13 protein-coding genes and 1 rRNA gene are annotated in these 17,893 nt (G+C 68.8%); 11 read left to right on the top strand and 3 right to left on the bottom strand.

Annotation, left to right across the window (positions count from 1 at the left end):
• Positions 1-9 precede the first annotated feature (9 nt).
• The gene (locus tag QF027_RS19625) at positions 10-453 is read right to left on the bottom strand and encodes a metallopeptidase family protein (protein WP_088245448.1); all 444 of its coding nucleotides are present in this window, start codon (positions 451-453) and stop codon (positions 10-12) included.
• Positions 454-808: 355 nt separating this feature from the next.
• On the opposite strand from QF027_RS19625, the gene QF027_RS19620 reads away from it, so the two are divergent.
• The 7 genes from QF027_RS19620 (at position 809) to QF027_RS19590 (ending at position 8,485) form a co-directional block, all read left to right on the top strand.
• A complete protein-coding gene (locus QF027_RS19620; protein ID WP_266518537.1) occupies positions 809-1,183 on the top strand; it encodes a DUF3499 domain-containing protein in 375 nt (124 codons plus the stop codon).
• Between the two features lie 135 nt (positions 1,184-1,318).
• Positions 1,319-2,935, top strand: coding sequence for an L-lactate permease (locus QF027_RS19615; protein WP_307075940.1), 1,617 nt, complete (start codon positions 1,319-1,321; stop codon positions 2,933-2,935).
• 114 nt (positions 2,936-3,049) lie between these two features.
• A complete protein-coding gene (locus tag QF027_RS19610) occupies positions 3,050-4,417 on the top strand; it encodes a phosphomannomutase/phosphoglucomutase (RefSeq protein WP_307075938.1) in 1,368 nt (455 codons plus the stop codon).
• Between the two features lie 287 nt (positions 4,418-4,704).
• Positions 4,705-4,875: a Trm112 family protein gene (locus QF027_RS19605; protein ID WP_306980442.1), complete on the top strand. Its 171-nt coding sequence runs from the start codon at positions 4,705-4,707 to the stop codon at positions 4,873-4,875.
• Between the two features lie 156 nt (positions 4,876-5,031).
• Complete coding sequence (locus tag QF027_RS19600) at positions 5,032-6,159, top strand: SIS domain-containing protein (RefSeq protein WP_306980444.1); 1,128 nt, start codon at positions 5,032-5,034, stop codon at positions 6,157-6,159.
• A gap of 45 nt (positions 6,160-6,204) precedes the next feature.
• Positions 6,205-7,356: a mannose-6-phosphate isomerase, class I gene (manA, locus tag QF027_RS19595; protein WP_307075936.1), complete on the top strand. Its 1,152-nt coding sequence runs from the start codon at positions 6,205-6,207 to the stop codon at positions 7,354-7,356.
• Between the two features lie 145 nt (positions 7,357-7,501).
• Positions 7,502-8,485: a cation diffusion facilitator family transporter gene (locus QF027_RS19590; RefSeq protein ID WP_306980448.1), complete on the top strand. Its 984-nt coding sequence runs from the start codon at positions 7,502-7,504 to the stop codon at positions 8,483-8,485.
• 90 nt (positions 8,486-8,575) lie between these two features.
• Here the strand turns inward: QF027_RS19590 and QF027_RS19585 are convergent, their stop codons facing one another.
• Positions 8,576-10,756 carry a fructose-specific PTS transporter subunit EIIC gene (locus tag QF027_RS19585; protein ID WP_307075934.1) on the bottom strand — a complete coding sequence of 727 codons (2,181 nt, stop codon included), beginning with the start codon at positions 10,754-10,756 and terminating at the stop codon, positions 8,576-8,578.
• 490 nt (positions 10,757-11,246) lie between these two features.
• Between QF027_RS19585 and ahcY the strand changes: the two genes are divergently transcribed.
• The gene (gene ahcY / locus QF027_RS19580) at positions 11,247-12,704 is read left to right on the top strand and encodes an adenosylhomocysteinase (protein WP_307075932.1); all 1,458 of its coding nucleotides are present in this window, start codon (positions 11,247-11,249) and stop codon (positions 12,702-12,704) included.
• A 132-nt stretch (positions 12,705-12,836) separates the two neighbouring features.
• On the top strand, positions 12,837-13,466 hold the full coding sequence (locus QF027_RS19575) for a hypothetical protein (RefSeq protein WP_306980454.1): 630 nt from the start codon (positions 12,837-12,839) through the stop codon (positions 13,464-13,466).
• Between the two features lie 69 nt (positions 13,467-13,535).
• Here QF027_RS19575 and QF027_RS19570 read toward each other — a convergent pair whose 3' ends face one another.
• The gene (locus QF027_RS19570) at positions 13,536-14,546 is read right to left on the bottom strand and encodes an RDD family protein (RefSeq protein WP_307075930.1); all 1,011 of its coding nucleotides are present in this window, start codon (positions 14,544-14,546) and stop codon (positions 13,536-13,538) included.
• A gap of 130 nt (positions 14,547-14,676) precedes the next feature.
• Between QF027_RS19570 and QF027_RS19565 the strand changes: the two genes are divergently transcribed.
• Positions 14,677-15,684 carry a stage II sporulation protein M gene (locus QF027_RS19565; protein WP_306980459.1) on the top strand — a complete coding sequence of 336 codons (1,008 nt, stop codon included), beginning with the start codon at positions 14,677-14,679 and terminating at the stop codon, positions 15,682-15,684.
• A 561-nt stretch (positions 15,685-16,245) separates the two neighbouring features.
• Positions 16,246-17,771, top strand: a 16S ribosomal RNA gene (locus tag QF027_RS19560).
• The last annotated feature ends 122 nt before the right edge of the window (positions 17,772-17,893 follow it).

The following is a 17,893-nucleotide window of genomic DNA, read 5'->3' as shown; positions in this document are numbered from 1 at the left end:
GCGGGCGGTTCAGTCCTCGCCGTACCGCGGATCCACCGTCTCCGGAGTGAGCCCCAGCAGCTCGGCCACCTGCTCCACGACGATCTCGTGCACCAGCGCCGCCCGCTCGTCGCGGCCCTTGGTGCGGATCTCCACCGGCCGCCGGTAGACGACCACGCGCGCGGGGCGTCCCTCACGCGCCGGAATCGTCCCGCCGAGCGGCACCGCCTCGTCGTTCCAGGACTGCCCGTCCAGCCGAGGCACCTCCAGGACCAGGAAATCGATGTCGGCGAGCTGTGGCCAGCGCCGCTCCAGGCGCTCCACGGAGTCCTGCACCAGGTCCGCGAACGCCTCGGCTCGGCTCGCGGCGAGGGGCACCTGCGGCGGGGCGATCGGGCCGCGCATGCCTCGGCCGTGGCGATCACGGCGGCGGGGCCCGGGGCCGGTGGCGCGGGGCGGTACGGGGTTGTCCATCACTGGTGAAGGGTAATCCTCGCCGCACCCCCGTGCCCGCCGCCCACGCGGTACCCCGGAACGGTCCGAAACGACGTACGTTCTCCTCGTACGTCATGTCGGCAGTTGACCATTCCAGCCAAGGTTGGGCTCGATTCCGTATCTCTCCGAGAGCGTTGATCCCAAGGCAATTGACACGGTTTGTACCAACTGATGATCGGTTTCAGATGTGCTCGGCCCCTCGGAAGCGGGTGTTCGCGCAGGTCACCGCGGTGTGACCGGAGTGGCGTGTGGGGCGATTCACAGCACGACACGGTGGGGTGACCTGGGGGAGAGTCGTCGCGGCCCGTTCAAGAGTGCGGTACCGTCCAACGTCGTGAGCCCTGTACGTCGCTGTTCGCGCACCGCTTGCGGCCGTCCCGCCGTCGCGACGCTGACGTACGTCTACGCCGACTCGACCGCGGTCCTCGGCCCGCTCGCCACCTACGCCGAACCCCACTGCTACGACCTGTGTGCCGAGCACTCCGAGCGCCTCACCGCCCCGCGCGGCTGGGAGGTCGTCAGGCTCCTCGACGCCTCGGCCCCGGCCCGGCCCAGCGGGGACGACCTGGAAGCGCTTGCCAACGCCGTGCGCGAAGCGGCTCGTCCGCAGGAGCGCGCCGCCGAAGCCGGCGGCGGAGCTCGCGCGGCCGACCCGATGGAGGTCGCACGCCGCGGCCATCTGCGGGTCCTGCGCTCCCCCGACAACTGACCCGCCTCTGTGCGTGTTCGCGCGCTTCTCGCTCGGTGACGCACGCCCATTGACGTGGACTTGGCGCGGACACGACTATTCCGTCAAGCCGAAGTGAGAAATCGCTTTCCGCATGACGGAATCGGGGAGGCGCCCGTGTACGTCCAGGAACTCGAACCTGTCGCCGGCTCGCTCGGGCTGTCCGCCCTCGTCGCGGCCCTGCCCTTGGTGATCGTCCTCGTCCTGCTCGGCGGCGTCCGCGTGAAGGCGCACCTGGCGGGCCTCACCGGCCTCCTGGCGGCCGCTCTGGTCGCCCGGCTCGCCTACGGCATGCCGCTGGGCCAGACCGCCTCCAGCGCCGCACAGGGGGCCGCCTTCGGGCTCTTCCCCATCCTGTGGATCGTCGTCAACGCCCTGTGGGTGTACCGGATGACCGTCCGCACCCGGCACTTCGACATCCTGCGCCGCTCCTTCGGCAGGCTGTCCGACGACCCGCGCATCCAGGCCCTCGTCGTCGCCTTCTGCTTCGGCGCGCTGCTGGAGGCCCTCGCCGGGTTCGGCGCACCGGTCGCGATCTGCTCGGTCATGCTCGTCGCCCTCGGCTTCGACCCGGTGCGCGCGGCGATTGTCGCGCTGGTCGCCAATACCGCCCCGGTGGCCTTCGGCGCGATGGGCACACCGGTCGTGACACTCGCGCAGGTCACCGGTCTGCCGTTGGACGACGTGGCGTCCGTGGTGGGCCGTCAGACGCCTTTGCTGGCCCTCGTGGTGCCCCTGGTGCTGGTCTTCCTGGTCGACGGCAGACGGGGCCTGCGAGAGACCTGGGTGCCCGCGCTGGTCTGCGGAATCGCCTTCGCCGTCGCCCAGTTCGCGGCCTCCAACTACGTTTCCGCGCAACTCGCCGACATCGGGGCCGCCTTGGCCGGCGCGGGCGCTCTGGTCGCTGTACCGCACGTGCGCGTACCGGCCGACGAGTCCGTACGCGCGTCCGTGCTGACCGGCGCGCGCAGCGAGGACCTCGACGAGGCGGACCCGCGCGGCGAAGTCCTGCGCGCCTACGCCCCGTACGCGCTGATCGTCGTGATCTTCTCCGTCGCGCAGATCCTGGCCGTCAAGGAGTGGCTGGCGAAGGCGACCCGGACGTACGACTGGCCCTTCCTCAACGTCGTGAATCCCGACGGGGATCCGGTCGGCGGCAACGTCTTCGCCTGGCCGATCGTCTCCACCGGCGGCACCCTCGTGCTGCTCGCGGGCGTCCTGACGGCCCTCGTGCTCGGCGTGCACGCGCGCGTGGCGATCCGTGAATGGGCGGCGACGGTCCATGAGTTGAGGTTCGCGATCCTGACCGTGACGTCCGTGCTGGCGCTCGCGTATGTCATGAACCTCTCCGGACAGGCTGCCACCATCGGCCACTTCGTGGCGGCGGCGGGTGCCGGACTGGCCTTCCTGTCGCCGGTACTGGGCTGGTTCGGAGTGGCCGTCTCCGGTTCGGACACCTCGGCGAACGCGCTGTTCGGGGCGTTGCAGGTGACCGCCGCGCGGGAGTCCGGGCTCTCCCCGGAGCTGCTGGCCGCCGCCAACAGCTCGGGCGGGGTGCTCGGCAAGATGATCTCGCCACAGAACCTCACCATCGCGTGCGCGGCCGTCGGGCTCGCGGGCCGCGAGGGGGATCTGCTGCGCAAGGTGCTGCCCTGGAGCCTCGGACTGCTGCTGGTGATGTGCCTGATTGTGGTGGGACAGAGCTCACCGGTGCTGGGCTGGATGCTGCCCTGACCCCGTCGAGGCCGTCTGACCTCAGGTAACGGCTCGGAGTCCACTCAGCTCCCGCACAACCCACTGTCAGTGGCTACGGGTAGTTTGTGGTGACCGACAGGACTTTCAGAAGGGTTGGCCGTGGCTGATCTGTCACAGCTCGTGAAGGCGTACGACGTGCGCGGAGTCGTTCCCGACCAGTGGGACGAGACGCTGGCCGAGCTTTTCGGTGCCGCCTTCGTCCAGGTGACCGGGGCGAGCGCGATCGTTACCGGCCACGACATGCGGCCCACGTCCCCGGGTCTGTCGCGGGCCTTCGCGCGCGGAGCGGCCGCCCGCGGCGTGGACGTCACCGAGATCGGCCTGTGCTCGACCGACCAGCTGTACTACGCCTCCGGCGCGCTGAACCTGCCGGGCGCGATGTTCACGGCCTCCCACAACCCCGCCCAGTACAACGGCATCAAGATGTCCCGCGCGGGCGCGGCCCCGGTCGGCCAGGACACCGGCCTCGCCGAGATCCGCGAACTGGTAGAGCGGTGGAGCGAGGCGGGCGCCCCGGAAGCGGCCGAGGAGACCGGCACGATCACGCAGCGGGACACGCTGGACGACTACGCGGCCCACCTGCGCTCCCTCGTCGACCTGGCCTCCATCCGCCCCCTGAAGGTCGTCGTGGACGCGGGCAACGGCATGGGCGGCCACACCGTCCCGACGGTGTTCGCGGGCCTGCCCCTGGACGTCGTCCCGATGTACTTCGAACTGGACGGCACGTTCCCGAACCACGAGGCCAACCCCCTCGACCCGGCGAACATCGTCGACCTCCAGAAGCGGGTCCGCGAGGAGGGGGCCGACCTCGGCATCGCCTTCGACGGCGACGCCGACCGCTGCTTCGTCGTCGACGAGCGCGGCAACCCGATCTCCCCGTCCGCCATCACCGCCCTGGTGGCCTCCCGCGAGCTCGCCAGGCACGGCGGCAAGGGCACGGTCATCCACAACCTGATCACGTCCTGGTCGGTCCCGGAGGTCGTCAAGGAGAACGGCGGCACGCCGGTACGCACGCGCGTGGGCCACTCCTTCATCAAGGCCGAGATGGCGAGGACCGGCGCGATCTTCGGCGGCGAGCACTCGGCGCACTACTACTTCAAGGACTTCTGGAACGCGGACACGGGCATGCTGGCGGCCCTCCACGTCCTCGCCGCACTGGGCGGCCAGGAAGGCCCGCTCTCGTCCCTGGTGGCCCAGTACGACCGTTATGTCGGATCCGGTGAGATCAACTCCACGGTCGCCGACCAGACGGACCGCCTGGCCGCGATCAAGGCGGTCTACGAAGGCCAGGAGGGCATACAACTCGACGAACTCGACGGCCTCACGGTCACCACCCCCGACTGGTGGTTCAACGTCCGCCCCTCCAACACGGAACCCCTCCTGCGCCTCAACGCGGAGGCGAGGGACGAGGCGACGACGGCGAAGGTACGCGACGAGGTACTGGCGATCATCAGAGCCTGACGGGACGCGGGCTGTCAGTCTGTCCGGCGCTTGAGGACGAGGCCCTTTCCGGCCGACGGGATTCCGGGCGGGGTCCCGGCGGGGGTGCAGGGGGCGGAGCCCCCTGTGCGGGGTCGAAGGGGCGGCATCCCATGGAGATGGGACGGGTAGGGGCGGCGGGGGCGAAAACCGCGACGCCAACCCCCACCAGCCGACCTCGCCCCAACCCCGGCACCCCCCTCTCCCCGGCGGTACCCTGACCAGGCACATCCGCACATGCAGCCGTACCGCTCCCGAAGGGAACCCCCATGCCGCTCGAAGCCGGCCTCCTGGAGATCCTCGCCTGCCCGGCCTGCCACGCCCCCCTCACGGAGCAGGACACCGAGCTGATCTGCACAGGCCAGGACTGCGGCCTGGCATACCCGGTCCGCGACGGCATCCCCGTCCTCCTCGTCGACGAGGCCCGTCGCCCCGCGTGAGCGCCCCGCTGCCGCCGTAGGCGGGACAGCGCCCCAGCCGCCGTAAGAGCGACAACCACACAGCGACCACCGGTGTCCCGGACGTGCGCGACCGACGACCCGGCGAAGCGACAACCCGGCGTCCCCGGAGACCCGGCGATCGGAGGCTGCCGCCCCATGCTCGACGAATCGCTGCTAGACACCCCCGAGGCCCTCTCGGAGGCCGACCGCCGAGGGCTGCTCCGCGGCGCCGCAGAGGCCGGCGCCCGCGTCCGCACGGCAGCCCGGCACGCCGCCGAGGCGGGGGTGAACGACCTCAAGCCCGACGGCCGCCCCCGTGCCGTCCTCATCGCAGGGCCCGGCGCCGCCGCCACCTGCGCCGCCGACCTCCTCGGCACACTCGCCGGCGCCGGCAGCCCCGTCACCCGCCTCGCCCCCGCCGGAGTCGCCCCCGCCGCGGGCGCCCTTCGCTGGGAACTCCCCGGCTGGGCGGGCTCGGTCGACCTGCTTCTGGTCGCCACTCCCGACGGCACCGAACCAGGCCTGTCCCTCCTCGCGGACCAGGCCTACCGCCGCGGCTGCACGGTCGTCGCAGTGGCGCCCGCCCGCACCCCGCTCAGCGAGGCGGTCGAGGGCGCACACGGCCTGTTCGTGCCCATGGCCACGGCCCCGTACGAGCAGGACACACCCCTCACCGCATCCGCCCCCGGCGTCCTGTGGGCCCTGCTCACACCGCTCCTCGCGATCCTCGACCGCACCGGCCTGCTCACCGCCCCGCCCGACACGCTCGAGAAGATCGCCGACCGCCTCGACCACATCGCCGAGCGCTGCGGCCCCGCCATCGCGACCTACAGCAACCCGGCCAAGACCCTCGCCGCCGAACTCGCCGACGCGCTCCCGGTGATCTGGACCGAGGGCACCTCCGCGGGCCCCGCGGGCCGCCGTTTCGCCGCCGCCCTCGCCGAGCTCTCCGGCCGCCCCGCCCTCGTCTCGGAACTGCCCGAGGCCCTCGCCGCGCACAGCACCCTGCTCGCCGGGCCGCTGGCCGCCAGCGCAGACCCGGACGACTTCTTCCGCGACCGCGTCGAGGAAGCTCCCGCGCTGCACGCGCGCGTGGTGCTCCTTCGCGACCGTCCCATCGGCGGTCTCAGCGCGGCTCCGGCCGCCCGTGACCTGGCCCTCAGCCACGACACGCCGATCAGCGAGCTGGAACCGGAGTCCGGCGGCGAGATCGAGACCCTCGCGGAACTGATCGCCGTCACGGATTTCGCCGCCGTTTACCTGGCGCTCGCCTCGGGGGCCTGACGTTGCCCAGGACGCCCTGATCGCCGTACGTACAGAAAGAGCCTGATGGACCGCCTCGACAACACCATCCGCCCCTACGCCTGGGGTTCCGCCACCGCCATCCCCGAACTCCTCGGCGTCCGGCCGACCGGTGAACCGCAGGCGGAGATGTGGATGGGCGCCCACCCGGGAGCCCCCTCACGCACCGGCCGGGGCACGCTCGTCGAGGTCATCGCCGCGGACCCGGCGAAGGAGCTCGGCGCCGAGGCCGTCGCCAAGTTCGGCCCCCGGCTGCCCTTCCTGCTCAAGATCCTCGCCGCGGGCGCCCCGCTCTCCCTCCAGGTGCACCCCGACCTCGCCCAGGCGAAAGAGGGTTACGACGACGAGGAGCGCCGCGGCATCCCCGTGGGCGCGGGCCACCGCAACTACAAGGACGCCAACCACAAGCCCGAACTGATCTGCGCGCTCACCGAGTTCGACGGCCTGTGCGGCTTCCGCGAGCCCGCGCGCGCGGCCGAACTGCTCGACGCGCTCGGCGTCGACTCCCTCAAGCCGTACGTCGACCTCCTGCACGCCCGCCCCGAGGAGGCGGCCCTGCGGGAGGTCCTGACGGCCGTCCTGACCGCCGACCGCGCGGAGATGGCCCACACGGTCACCGAGGCCGCGGCCGCCTGCGCCCGCCTCGGCGGCGACCACGCCCCGTACGCCGACATCGCCCACCACTATCCGGGCGACCCGGGCGTCATCGCGGCGATGCTCCTCAACCACGTCCGACTCCAGCCCGGCGAGGCCCTGTTCCTCGGCGCAGGCATCCCGCACGCCTACCTGAGCGGCCTCGGCGTCGAGATCATGGCCAACTCCGACAACGTCCTGCGCTGCGGCCTGACCCCCAAGCACGTCGACGTCCCCGAACTCCTGCGCATCGTCCGCTTCGAGGCCGCCGACCCGGGCGTTCTCCGTCCCGAGGCGTCCCCCGACGGCGAGGAGGTCTACGAGACCCCCATCGACGAGTTCCGGCTCTCCCGCTACGTCCTTCCCGAGGGCGGCGCCACCCACGACCTGACCCGCCCGACCCCGCAGATCCTGCTCTGCACGGCAGGTTCCGTGCGAGCCGGGGAACACGAACTGAGGCCTGGCCAGTCGGTGTTCGTACCGGCCGGCGAGAAGGCCGAGGTGTCCGGCACGGGCACGGTCTTCCGGGCGACGGTGATCGTGTGACCGTGACGTGTGATCGTATGACCGGGTCTGTGGACGGCTGAGACGTCCGTGCCGGGAGAGGCTGCAAGAATGGCCCACCGGCAAAGGACGGGCAAAGGCCTGGACGGGCGTAGAGGCACTTGAGGCGAAGGGACAACGCGAGCAGATGAGCGCGTCAGGCGGAACCAAGGCGATCGTGGCGGCACTCGGCGCCAACCTCGCGATCGCGGCATCGAAGTTCGTGGCGTTCGCGTTCAGCGGCTCCTCGTCGATGCTCGCCGAGGGCGTGCACTCCCTCGCCGACTCCGGAAACCAGTTCCTGCTGCTCGTCGGCGGCAAGAAGGCCCAACGCGAGGCCACCCCGCAACACCCCTTCGGGTACGGCCGCGAGCGCTACATCTATGCCTTCCTGGTCTCCATCGTCCTCTTCTCGGTCGGCGGCATGTTCGCCGTCTACGAGGGCTACGAGAAGATCAAGCACCCCCACGAGATCGAGCACTGGTACTGGCCGGTGGGCGTCCTCGTCTTCGCGATCATCGCCGAGGGCTTCTCCTTCCGGACGGCCATCAAGGAGTCCAACCCGCTGCGGGGCGACCTCTCCTGGAAGGAGTTCGTGCGCCGCGCCAAGGCACCCGAGCTCCCGGTCGTCCTCCTGGAGGACTTCGGCGCGCTCGTCGGCCTGGTCCTCGCCCTCGGCGGTGTCGGCCTGGCCCTGCTCACCGGCGACGGCGTCTGGGACGGCATCGGCACCCTCTGCATCGGCATCCTGCTCATCCTGATCGCCCTCGTCCTGGCGGCGGAGACCAAGTCCCTGCTGCTCGGCGAGGCCGCCGGCATCGAGGCGGTCCACAAGATCGAGGCCGCGATCGTCGACGGCCACACCGTCACCGGCATCATCCACATGCGCACACTCCACCTCGGCCCCGAGGAACTGCTCATCGCCGCCAAGATCGCCGTCCAGCACGACGACACGGCCGCCGAGGTCGCCTCTGCGATCAACGCCGCCGAGTCCCGCATCCGCGAGGCCGTGCCGATCGCCCGCGTCATCTACCTGGAGCCGGACATCTACAGCGAGACCGAGGCCGCCAAGGGCGCCGACCGGGAGGCGACCCCCGGGGGACCTGCACAGCAGCCGGCGCCCGGCCACTGAGATTCTGCCGCGGTACGGCTTTTGCGCTGGACGAGGACGGGGCCCGCCGACTTTCTCGGCGGGCCCCGTCGGTTCTCGGCGCTCCGGCAGCTACCGGACCTCGCTCAGCACCTCCAGCACCGCCCCCTCGTCCGGCGCCGCGATGAGCCGCTCCCGGAACCCGGGGTCCATCAGCTTGCGCGACAGCAGCGCCAGGATCCGTAGGTGTTCATCGCCCGCTGCCGCCTCCGGCACGGAGATCATGAAGACCAGCCTGGCCTTCGTACCGTCCAGCGAACCCCACTCGACACCCTCGGCGGACCGCGCGAACCCGACGACGGGCCTGGTCACCGCATCCGTCTTGGCATGCGGAATCGCGATCTCCTCCCCGAGCCCGGTGGTTCCCTGCTCCTCCCGCCGCAAGGCGGTGGCTACCAGTTCGTCCAGGTCCGCCACCTTGCCGGTCCGGGCGAGCAGCTCGGCCATCTCCCGGATGGCGGCCTCCTTGTCACGGGCCTCGAGAGCGATCTTCACGGTCCGCTCGCTGAGATAGCCGGAGAGGACTTCGCCGTCGGCTTCGGCCGCGGGGATGCCGGCGGCCTTGGTGCCGGCACCCGTATTGGTGTCAGCGTCGGCGTTGGCTTTTTTGCCGGCGCCGGTGTCCCCGACGTTCGGCGTCCCGGCCGGTGCCGCCTCCGCGGCGGGCGCGCTCGACGAGGCCACGACCCGCTGAGCCACCACGGCACCGGCGGCTCCACCCGCCGCCGCACCGGCGCCCACCCCGACCAGCGCGGGCTCGAGCGGCCCGGCCACGCCCAGTCCTGCCACCGGCGCCGCACCCCTGCGCCTCCGCTCACTGACGTCGACCAACGTGACCGTCGTCAGCGCGGTGACCGCGGTGCCGATCAACACGGCCACGAAGAACATCGGCACCCCGCTCACCGCGCCCAACACCGCCACGATCGGCCCGCCGTGCGGCACCGCGTCCTCGACCCCGGCGACACCGGCGATCGCGCCGGCCACCGCCCCGCCGAGCATGTTGGCCGGAATCACCTGTGCGGGCCGCGCCGCGGCGAACGGGATCGCACCCTCGGAGATGCCGAAACAGCCCATGAACAGCGCGGCCAGACCGGTCTCCCGCTCCTGCTCGGTGTAGAGGCGCTTCCGTATCAAGGTCGCCAGCCCCTGCCCGAGCGGCATGACAGGGATCGCGGCCGCGCACATACCCATGACCGTCTGGTTGCCGGTCGCGATCAGCCCCGTACCGAACAGGAAGGCCGTCTTGTTGACCGGCCCACCCATGTCGAACGCGATCATGAGCCCCAGAATCGCGCCCAGCAGGATCGCGCTCGTCCCCGTCATCCCGCTGAGCCAGTCGGTGAGGTGCTCGAACACCCAGGAGATCGGCTTCCCGATGACGTAGATGAAGAACAGCCCCAGCGCCGTGGTCGCCACGATAGGGATCACGATGATCGGCATGATCGGCTGCACGAACTTCGGGACCTTGACCTTCTTGATCCACAGCACCAGATACCCGGCGAGGAACCCGGTCACGATCGCCCCGATGAACCCCGCGCCCGCCTTCGAGTCGTACAGGTCACCCGTGTTCGCGATCCAGCCACCGATCATGCCCGGCACGAGGGCGGGCCGGTCCCCGATGGCGTAGGCGATGTATCCGGACAGGATCGGCACCATCAGCGTGAAGCCGATGACACCGATGTTGTTGATGTCCATCCAGAAGGAGTCCTTCGGGATGACCAGGCCGCCGGACGGGTCGGTGTGCCCGCCGAGCGAGAGCGAGATCGCGATCAGCAGCCCGCCGACCACCACGAACGGGATCATGTAACTGACCCCGTTCATCAGCGCTTTGTACGCGACGCTCCGCTCCTTGCCGCCGCCCGATGCCGATGTGGCCGGGGTGGCGCCCGCCGTGTGCACCGGCGCAGACCGCACCCGTTCGATCAACTGCTCAGGGTGATGGATCCCTTCCGCCACCCCCACTGTCAGAACGCGCTTGCCCACGAAACGGCTCAGGTCCACGTCCTTGTCCGCGGCGACGATGACGCCGTCCGCGGTGCTGACATCGTTGTCATCTAGAATGTTTTCAGCCCCGATCGAGCCCTGGGTCTCCACCTTCATGTCGATTCCACGGCTCGCTGCGGCCTGCGCGAGCTTCTCTGCGGCCATATATGTGTGGGCGATGCCGGTCGGGCACGCGGTCACCGCGAGCAGTTTCCATCGCTGCTGCTCACTGCCGCCGCCCGTGGGGGGAGGTCCGGCCGGACTGGTCACGTCGATCTCCTCACGCCTTTGTCACGCGGAAACGCCGTCCCGGACGCCCCGCAAGATCGATCAGATCTGCCGATCTCTTCGCATCCTCCCTCACCTGCCCAGACCACCCAAGAAGCAAAAGTCCCCCGATGACCTGGTCTGTTGTCGCCTGTTCCGCAGTTCTCAGGCTCGTTGGCACGGCAGTCACCGCGCCCTGTCAGGACGACCGACGGCACCTCGCCGACCTCCCGGACGTCCACCCGTGATCGGCCTGATGTGTGCGGAGGCGGACTGGGGTGCCCCGGCCGACCGGTGTAGCTTGGGACGGAGCCAGACGTCGCTGCTGATGGCGGTCGGGCGGTCCGCACGCGGACCGGCCGAGGGAGAGAGGGCCTCCGACGGACTGCGCTGCGCGCACCGGGCATGCCTGTGTCCTCTTCGGGCACCCCTGTGTCCGCCGCCGCGCAGACCAGCAGTACTACCGCGCCCCAACCCCGAGGAGCAGCTCGTAATGACGACTGTCGACAACCGACAGGACTTCAAAGTCGCCGACCTCTCCCTGGCCGAGTTCGGCCGCAAGGAGATCACCCTCGCCGAGCACGAGATGCCCGGCCTGATGGCGATCCGCAAGGAGTACGCCGAGACGCAGCCGCTCGCCGGCGCCCGCGTCACCGGCTCCCTGCACATGACCGTGCAGACCGCCGTCCTCATCGAGACCCTGGTCGCCCTGGGCGCCGAGGTCCGCTGGGCGTCCTGCAACATCTTCTCCACCCAGGACCACGCGGCCGCCGCCATCGCCGTCGGCCCGAACGGCACCGCGGACAACCCCCAGGGTGTCCCGGTCTTCGCCTGGAAGGGCGAGACCCTGGAGGAGTACTGGTGGTGCACGGAGCAGGCGCTGACCTGGCCGAACACCCCCACCGGCGGCCCGAACATGATCCTGGACGACGGCGGTGACGCCACTCTCCTCGTCCACAAGGGCGTCGAGTACGAGAAGGCCGGCAAGGTTCCCTCCGTCGACACCGCCGAGTCCGACGAGCACCGCTGCGTCCTCGAACTCCTGCACCGCACCATCACGGACGGCTCGCAGAAGTGGACCCAGCTGGCCTCTGAGATCCGCGGCGTGACCGAGGAGACCACGACCGGCGTCCACCGCCTGTACGAGATGCAGCGTGACGGGGTCCTCCTGTTCCCGGCGATCAATGTGAACGACGCCGTCACCAAGTCGAAGTTCGACAACAAGTACGGCTGCCGCCACTCCCTGATCGACGGCATCAACCGCGCCACCGACGTCCTCATCGGCGGCAAGACCGCGGTCGTCCTGGGTTACGGCGACGTGGGCAAGGGCTGCGCGGAGTCCCTGCGCGGCCAGGGCGCCCGCGTCATCGTCACCGAGATCGACCCGATCTGCGCTCTGCAGGCGGCGATGGACGGCTACCAGGTCACGACGCTGGACGAGGTCGTCGACAAGGCCGACATCTTCGTCACCACGACGGGCAACAAGGACATCATCATGGCCTCGGACATGGCCAAGATGAAGCACCAGGCGATCGTCGGCAACATCGGTCACTTCGACAACGAGATCGACATGGCCGGTCTCGCCAAGATCCCCGGCATCGTCAAGGACGAGGTCAAGCCGCAGGTCCACACCTGGAAGTTCCCCGACGGCAAGGTGCTCATCGTGCTGTCCGAGGGCCGTCTGCTGAACCTGGGCAACGCCACCGGCCACCCGTCGTTCGTGATGTCCAACTCCTTCGCGGACCAGACCCTGGCCCAGATCGAGCTGTTCACCAAGCCCGACGAGTACCCGACCGACGTCTACGTGCTGCCCAAGCACCTCGACGAGAAGGTCGCCCGCCTCCACCTGGACGCGCTCGGCGTGAAGCTGACCCAGCTGCGCCCGGAGCAGGCGGCGTACATCGGCGTCGAGGTCGACGGCCCGTACAAGCCGGACCACTACCGCTACTGAGCCCTACGGCACAGCAGCAGACCCTCCGAGGCAGGCCCCCGCACCCCCGTGTCGGGGGCCTGCCCCTTTGGCCTTGTGACCCCTCGCCGTGTGACCGTCAGGCCGGACAGCCCGTCAGAACCCAGGACCCCCATGCCCCGCGGCCGTTATTCGCTCCATGATCCGCATGATCACACCCCCCTCGCAGAAGAACACTTCCAGTGCGCCCCCGGCCCGTCCGGCTGGCGCTACGTCTCCCAACTGACCACCCCCGCGGGCGATCACAGCGGCTCGGTCGACCTCACACTCGACGAACTCGGCCGCCCCATCCGCCTCGAACTGCACGCCGCGAGCTGGCAGGTGCGCGGTGCCGCGCTCGACGGCGTCACCTGGGTCCGCACAGACCCCACCGGGGCCCACGCCACGGAAGGCAATGTCGCCGCCCATGCCTTCACCGGCACATCCCCCGCGTTCCTCGTCGCCACCACCCGTCTCCTGCGCCTCACCCCCTCCGCATCAGCAACCCGCGTACGCCTCGTGGCCTTCACGGACCCCGTCCTCGCCCCGCGCACCGTGGACCAGTCCTGGACCTTGCTGAAAAGAGAAACACACGCCACTGACAACGGCCTGCTGAGCGTGGAGGAATACCAGGTCACAGCCCTGGACACGGGCGAACAGCACACCGTGCACATCGCCGGCGACGTGGTCCTCGCGGCTCCCGGGATCGAGCTGGAGGACCTCGAATCACCGCCGTCGACGTTCCCCGCACCACCGCTGGACTGACGCGACCTCAGACTTCAGCGGGTGCCCGCTCCCGCACCTGACATCAGCGGCACGCGGTAATCCGCAGGATCACGCCGGCGGAACGAACCCGGAAGCGGGCCTGCCCTCCGGCGGCACGGCGGGCCGCGGCCCCTCGGAGGACTTCTCGGACGAGGCTCCATCCACCGGAACACCAGGACGCGCCACGCCCGGAGCCGCCTCGACGTCGTACGAGACAGGCGGCTGAGGAGACAACGGAGCAGCAGACTGCGCCCCCGGATACGGGTAACCGCCGTGCACTCCGACCGCAGGGCCGGGCCTCGATGCAGGAGACGGACCGGCCTCCGTCGTGCCACTGCCGTAGGCCCGCCGGGCCTCGCGGGCTTGTCGTTCCTGCACCACCGCCGCCAGATACGCGCCCGGGGGCACATCCTGCGGCGCAGGAGTTCCCGTATGCGCCGCGAGATCGGACGCCAGCCGCTCCGCCATGGCCCAGCCGACCTGCGGGTCGAGTTGGTGCATCCGCGTCAGGTACTGACGGATGGCAAGCCACAGGCCATCGGGAACCGCCGACAGATCGAGCCCGGAGAACCGGCCGGACAGCCAGGGCGGAGGCGGCGGCACGAATCCGCTGGGCCCCACCGGAATCCGCTCCCGCACGACCAGCGTCCCCGCGAACACGTCACCGAGCCGACGGCCACGTGCCGAAACGAGCGAGGCGATGCAGGCCACCACCCCGAACGTCATGAGAATCTCGATCACACCGATCGCGCCCCGCACCAGTGCATGCCGGAAGCGGATGGGCCCGCCGTCGTCCCGGACCACGCGAAGTCCCACGGCGAGCTTCCCCAGAGATCGGCCATGGCTGAGCGTCTCGACCGCGATCGGACCGCCCACCAGTACAAGCAGGAACGCGGCGATCGAGAGCGCCACCTGGGCAGCGTCGTCCAAAGAAGCGGAAGCGGCCACCAGCGCGACGGTCACGGCGATGTACACGACCATGGCCACGATCAGATCGATCAGCACGGCCAACGCCCTGCTGGGCAGTTTCGCAGGGCGCAGCTCAAGCGCCACCGCCTCGCCCGTCACGAGCTCACTCACGCCTGCCGTCCTTCCCCTGACCCGACTGGTCAACGGCCAGTCTGCCAAGCTGAGGGCGCATCGCGTCGCAGTACGACAAGCTGACACTCATGACGGACCGCCGACGATCAGCCGAGGAGCAGGAAAACCGATGGACCTCGACGTCTTCGTCACCGCTCACCGAGCCGAATGGGACCGCCTCGACGCCCTGCTCCGGCGCCAGCGCCGGCTCAACGGCGCCGAAGCGGACGAACTCGTCGCCCTCTACCAGCGCACCGCCACCCACCTCTCGCTGATCCAGTCCAGCGCCCCCGACCCGCAGCTCACCGGCCGGCTCAGCCAACTCGTGGCACGCGCGCGTAGTGCCGTCACAGGAACCCGCCGCGCCTCCTGGCGCGATGTCACACGCTTCCTCGCCTACGGCTTCCCCGCCGCCGTCTATCGATCGCGGCACTGGTGGGTGCCCACCGCGCTGCTGTCCACCGTCGTCGCAGCCCTCCTGGGCTGGTGGATCGGCACCCACCCCGAGGTGCAGTCCTCCATCGCGGCCCCCAGTGAACTGCGCGAGCTCACCCGCCCCGGCGGCCAGTACGAGACGTACTACTCGAGCCATCCCGCGGCATCCTTCGCCGCCCAGGTCTGGACGAACAACGCCCAGGCGGCCGCCATGTGCCTGGTCCTGGGGGTCTTCCTGGGCCTCCCGGTCCTCTGGATCCTGTTCCAGAACATGCTCAACCTCGGCGTCGGCATCGGCCTGATGTCGTCGGTCGGCCGTCTCGACACCTTCCTCGGCCTCGTGCTCCCGCACGGCCTCCTCGAACTCACCGCGGTCTTCGTCGCGGCCGGCACGGGCCTGCGTCTCGGCTGGACCCTGATCGATCCCGGCCCTCGCTCCCGACGCACGGCGCTGGCGGAAGAGGGCCGAGCCGCCGTGGGCATGGCGATAGGCCTCGCGCTGGTCCTGTTCGTCTCCGGCGCCATAGAAGGCTTCGTCACCCCCTCGGGTCTGCCCACGTGGGCCCGGGTAACCATCGGGGTCGTCGCCGAGTCGGCCTTCCTCGCCTACGTCTTCGTCCTGGGCGGACGAGCGGCGCGTGCGGGTGACACGGGCGATGTCGAGGCTGCCGAGCGCAGCGCAACCGTCCCCACCGCCGCCTGATGTGCAGCGGACCCTGCTGAGCTGCTACTGTCTCCTTCGCCCCACAGGAGCCGTTGACACGGAGCCTGCGGGGAGGTAGATTCGAACAGTTGCCTGGAGCTGGGTTCCATCCCGCTCGGCAGCAGCGAGTATCTGTCTGCTTCTGGAAATCTTGATTTCAGAGAAGCCCTCTCCCGATCAAATCGGAAACAGATGGCCGGTCAGCCCGGTCTGAAAGTTCTGATAATGTTGGGAGCGCCGGAAAGGGAAACCCGAGAGCGGGAACCTGGAAAGCACCGAGGAAATCGGAACCGGAAACGGTCTGATAGAGTCGGAAACGCAAGACCGAAGGGAAAGCCCGGAGGAAAGCCCGAGAGGGTGAGTACAAAGGAAGCGTCCGTTCCTTGAGAACTCAACAGCGTGCCAAAAATCAACGCCAGATATGTTGATACCCCGTCTCCGGCCTTCTTGGCCGGGGCGAGGTTCCTTTGAAGTAAAACACAGCGAGGACGCTGTGAACGGTCGGGCTTATTCCGCCTGACTGTTCCGCTCTCGTGGTGTCGACCGGATTACCGGTAAACATTCACGGAGAGTTTGATCCTGGCTCAGGACGAACGCTGGCGGCGTGCTTAACACATGCAAGTCGAACGATGAACCACTTCGGTGGGGATTAGTGGCGAACGGGTGAGTAACACGTGGGCAATCTGCCCTTCACTCTGGGACAAGCCCTGGAAACGGGGTCTAATACCGGATACCACTACCGCAGGCATCTGTGGTGGTTGAAAGCTCCGGCGGTGAAGGATGAGCCCGCGGCCTATCAGCTTGTTGGTGAGGTAATGGCTCACCAAGGCGACGACGGGTAGCCGGCCTGAGAGGGCGACCGGCCACACTGGGACTGAGACACGGCCCAGACTCCTACGGGAGGCAGCAGTGGGGAATATTGCACAATGGGCGAAAGCCTGATGCAGCGACGCCGCGTGAGGGATGACGGCCTTCGGGTTGTAAACCTCTTTCAGCAGGGAAGAAGCGAAAGTGACGGTACCTGCAGAAGAAGCGCCGGCTAACTACGTGCCAGCAGCCGCGGTAATACGTAGGGCGCAAGCGTTGTCCGGAATTATTGGGCGTAAAGAGCTCGTAGGCGGCTTGTCACGTCGGGTGTGAAAGCCCGGGGCTTAACCCCGGGTCTGCATTCGATACGGGCTAGCTAGAGTGTGGTAGGGGAGATCGGAATTCCTGGTGTAGCGGTGAAATGCGCAGATATCAGGAGGAACACCGGTGGCGAAGGCGGATCTCTGGGCCATTACTGACGCTGAGGAGCGAAAGCGTGGGGAGCGAACAGGATTAGATACCCTGGTAGTCCACGCCGTAAACGGTGGGAACTAGGTGTTGGCGACATTCCACGTCGTCGGTGCCGCAGCTAACGCATTAAGTTCCCCGCCTGGGGAGTACGGCCGCAAGGCTAAAACTCAAAGGAATTGACGGGGGCCCGCACAAGCAGCGGAGCATGTGGCTTAATTCGACGCAACGCGAAGAACCTTACCAAGGCTTGACATACGCCGGAAAGCATCAGAGATGGTGCCCCCCTTGTGGTCGGTGTACAGGTGGTGCATGGCTGTCGTCAGCTCGTGTCGTGAGATGTTGGGTTAAGTCCCGCAACGAGCGCAACCCTTGTCCTGTGTTGCCAGCATGCCCTTCGGGGTGATGGGGACTCACAGGAGACCGCCGGGGTCAACTCGGAGGAAGGTGGGGACGACGTCAAGTCATCATGCCCCTTATGTCTTGGGCTGCACACGTGCTACAATGGCAGGTACAATGAGCTGCGATACCGTGAGGTGGAGCGAATCTCAAAAAGCCTGTCTCAGTTCGGATTGGGGTCTGCAACTCGACCCCATGAAGTCGGAGTTGCTAGTAATCGCAGATCAGCATTGCTGCGGTGAATACGTTCCCGGGCCTTGTACACACCGCCCGTCACGTCACGAAAGTCGGTAACACCCGAAGCCGGTGGCCCAACCCCTTGTGGGAGGGAGCTGTCGAAGGTGGGACTGGCGATTGGGACGAAGTCGTAACAAGGTAGCCGTACCGGAAGGTGCGGCTGGATCACCTCCTTTCTAAGGAGCATCTAGGCCGCCGAGCTTGCTTGGTGGTCCAGGGCCATTACGTCGGCACACGTTCGACGGTGGTTGCTCATGGGTGGAACGTTGATTATTCGGCACTCTCAGTCATCTCGGGC

The sequence above is a fragment of the Streptomyces canus genome (assembly GCF_030816965.1).
GTDB classification, from domain to species: Bacteria; Actinomycetota; Actinomycetes; order Streptomycetales; family Streptomycetaceae; genus Streptomyces; species Streptomyces canus_E.
The sequence above is the reverse complement of the archived record's forward strand: the minus strand, read 5'-3'. Positions and strand labels throughout refer to the sequence as shown.